We start from the raw sequence: 3,252 nt of genomic DNA on the forward strand, positions 1-3,252 counted from the left end.
ATTGACATTCCTTTTGAGGTCGAGGGTATTGTTCTCAATTCACTTGAGGTTGAGGGCATCCCTGAGATGACGATTCTGGTTCATGACGACCCCGATGAAACGGGTGGCTACTACATTTTTCAGTGGTGGGAGGGGTCGAACGGCCCCAATGAGCATCATGCATTCGATGCTTGGGTAGAGTCGTTTGAGGCGCTTCAACAGTTTTTCGTCGAGGCTGGCTGGAAGGTGCAGTGGGGGACTGGAGCTACCGCCCGTTAGAGGGGCGGTACTAACGAGCCTTCGGCTACAAAGGCCGTTCCGGCCATACCGAACTCGGAATTTTATGGACGGCACGTCCTTCGTAGCGCGGCGCTCTCCAGTCCCCCCGCTCCAACCGGGGGGACGCAACAGGTAAAATAGCCCTACCATGCCAACCTGCCTGACCGAGAACGGTCTCTACTTCGAGTACACCAAGGCCGCCGATCCGATTGGGTCGGGGACGATCTCCCAGATTCCCTACGCCGACTTTCCCAGTAGCCTCCACGAGAGCGGCCCGACACAGCTCATTCCCCTCGATGTGAGCGCGGCGCTGCGGTGCGACGGCCCCGCGACCAGCCCGGCGCTGTGTGCTAACTTTGTGCATATCCTGCCCGGCGAGAGCCTTACGCTCCGCTTCAACGCGACCTCCCAGCTCTACTACGTCATGCGCGGCAAGGGCAGTACGCGCTTTGACGGCCTGGAAATCCCCTGGAAGACCGGCGACTTTGTGGTGCTACCGACAGGCAAAGAGACCCACCACAGCGCCGAGCAAGACGCCGCGCTCTATCTTGTCCACGACGAGCCCCTGCTGCGCTATCTGGGCGCGACCGCCGACACCCCGCGCTTTGCCCCGACTCTCTTCACCGCCGAGGACTCGCTCGCCGCGCTGGCGCAGGCCAAGAGCGAGGGGGATGCCATCAACCGGAGCCGCATCAGTGTCTTGCTCGCCAATAAAGCCATGGATCAGACCCTCACCATTACCCACACCCTCTGGGCGATGCTGGGCGTGCTTCCCGTCAATGCCATCCAGCTCCCGCACCGCCACGAGTCGGTCGCGCTGGACCTGATCTTGGACTGCGACCCTGGCTGCTACACCCTAGTCGGCACCAAGATCAACGAGAAAGGTGAGATCCTCGACCCCGTACGCGTGGACTGGAAGCCGTTCGCCTCGTTTATCACCCCGCCCGGCTACTGGCACGCTCACTTCAACGAGTCGGGCCGCGAGGCGCATCTTCTTCCCATGCAGGACGCGGGGTTGCAAACGTATCTACGAACGCTAGGCATTAAATTTGTACTGCCCGGTGGGCGGATACCGTCTCTCTAAAACGCGGTAAAATAGGCAATGATTGCACCGATCTTCCTCGCCCCTCTTCTGCTCGCCCCCGCACCGCTACGCTGTGTGATCTTTGGTGGTGGGCCGTCGCCGGAGTACAACCAGGTCGCCATTGAGAGCAATGTGCGCTATGTCTATGGGCTACTTCCCATTCAGGTCAGCTCCACGGTACTCTTCGCCGATGGCCTGACCGATACCCCGACCGTGCAGTTTCTTGCGACCAAGACCGAGGCGCAGAAAGGCATCCGGACGTTGTTTGGCGATGGGCCGCGTCCCGCGAAAGGCGCACCGTTTTTACAGTACCGAACCAGCGATGTGCCCCGTCGCGATGGCTCCACCAACGCGGACACGATCACTGGAGTCTTTGACAAGCTTGCCACCGAAGGCGACAAGACCCCGCTCTTGCTCTACTTCACCGGTCATGGCTCACCGGGGCGGCAGGCGGCGCAGGGCAAGAACCCCTACGACAACAACCGCTACGATCTCTGGGGCAATGGGGCTCTGACGACAACCGCCCTCTCTGAGCATCTCACCAAGCTTCCCAAGAAGCGCCCCGTGACCGTCGTGATGGTGCAGTGCTTCTCGGGAGCCTTTGGGAACCTGCTCTTTACCGGTGGCCAGCCCGACGGTGAGCTGGTAGATCGGCCCTTTTGCGGCTTCTTCGCCACCGTCAAAGAGCGTGAGGCGGCGGGCTGCACCCCAGAGGTCGAGGAGGAAGAGTACCATGACTTCACCAGCTACTTCTTTGCCGCGCTCACGGGAAAAGACCGCCTGGGCCGTAAGTCCGTCCAGCCGGACTACAACAAAGACGGCAAAGTGGGCATGGACGAAGCCTTCGCCTGGACCCAGATCAACGAGGAGTCTATTGATGTCCCCGTGGCCACCAGCGATGTCTTTCTGCGCCGCTTTGTGCCGATTGAGAGCGATGAAGAGATTACGGGAACGTCCTGGAACGACCTGAAAAACGCCGCGTCACCGTCGCAGCGGGCCGCGCTCGAAGGGCTGAGTGAAAAACTTGGCACAACCGCGCAGGGCGAGGATCGGGTCAAAGTCGCCTACGACCAGTTCCGCAAGCTCGTGGCACGGGACCTGCGCCCCAGTAGCTCTACCGGAATTCGGCTCACGCCTGAGGCCCAGAAGAGCTATAATACGGCCCGGCAAGACCTCAACCAGCGCTTCCCTGCACTCGGAAACCGCCGCGCCACCACCGATGAGTGGAAAGAGGCCGTGGTGCAGGCAATGGCCTATCTCGAAGAGCGTCCCACCCAGCTTGCGGAGCTTGCCCAAGTCCGCCAGCAGATCGAGGGAGCCAGCAAGAGCAGCTATGCCAAAGACATCGAAGATGCCCGCTGGTTTCGGTTTATACGAATCGCCAAGTCCGTGGTTCTGGAGCAGCGCCTGCGCAAGTCCGGCGATAAAGCGCGCCTCAAGCAGCTAGAGGCGCTCCGCAAGCTGGAATCTCAGAACCCGTTGCGGTAACGTCCCGCCGGTTAGAGCGGCGGGACTAGAGAGCCTACGGCTACAAAGGGCGTGCCGCCCATAAACCCAAATATTCTGTATGGCCGGAACGGCCTTCGTAGCTTTAGCTCTTTAGTCCCCTCGTTCTGATCGAGGGGACTTCCAATCGGAGTGGAAGATGGTAGAATAGCTCCTTGGTGGGCGCACTGCGTGCAGTGCGCCCTAACTCTGTGTCAGGATATAGATAAATACGATGGAACGAACCTACATCATGGTCAAGCCCGACGGTGTCCAGCGCCGTCTGGTGGGAGAGATCATTGGCCGCTTTGAGAACCGTGGACTGAAGCTTGTCGGGCTCAAGCAGCTCGTCCCCAGCCGCGCCACCGCCGAGGCCCACTACGCCGTTCATGCCGAGCGTCCTTTTTTTGGTTAGCTGGTAGACT

Annotated in this window: 3 protein-coding genes and 1 pseudogene; all 4 read left to right on the plus strand. The window is 60.4% G+C overall.

Features of this window, described 5'->3' with window-relative positions; all coding sequences use genetic code 11:
* Positions 1-258: hypothetical protein (locus AC1XOS_RS21530; protein ID WP_481964265.1), on the plus strand; the 258-nt coding region annotated here is incomplete at its 5' end.
* A 148-nt stretch (positions 259-406) separates the two neighbouring features.
* Positions 407-1,342: a cupin gene (locus AC1XOS_RS21535; protein WP_481964266.1), complete on the plus strand. Its 936-nt coding sequence runs from the start codon at positions 407-409 to the stop codon at positions 1,340-1,342.
* 18 nt (positions 1,343-1,360) lie between these two features.
* Positions 1,361-2,830 carry a hypothetical protein gene (locus AC1XOS_RS21540; RefSeq protein ID WP_481964267.1) on the plus strand — a complete coding sequence of 490 codons (1,470 nt, stop codon included), beginning with the start codon at positions 1,361-1,363 and terminating at the stop codon, positions 2,828-2,830.
* A gap of 232 nt (positions 2,831-3,062) precedes the next feature.
* Positions 3,063-3,236: pseudogene (locus AC1XOS_RS21545) on the plus strand (nucleoside-diphosphate kinase); the annotation flags it as partial.
* Positions 3,237-3,252 lie beyond the last annotated feature (16 nt).

Source organism: Armatimonas sp. (genome assembly GCF_964826245.1).

Excerpts from the sequence above, each read along its gene's own strand:
- AC1XOS_RS21540 (WP_481964267.1), top strand. The coding sequence starts at position 1,361 with ATGATTGCACCGATCTTCCTCGCCCCTCTTCTGCTCGCCCCCGCACCG.
- AC1XOS_RS21535 (WP_481964266.1), top strand. The coding sequence starts at position 407 with ATGCCAACCTGCCTGACCGAGAACGGTCTCTACTTCGAGTACACCAAG.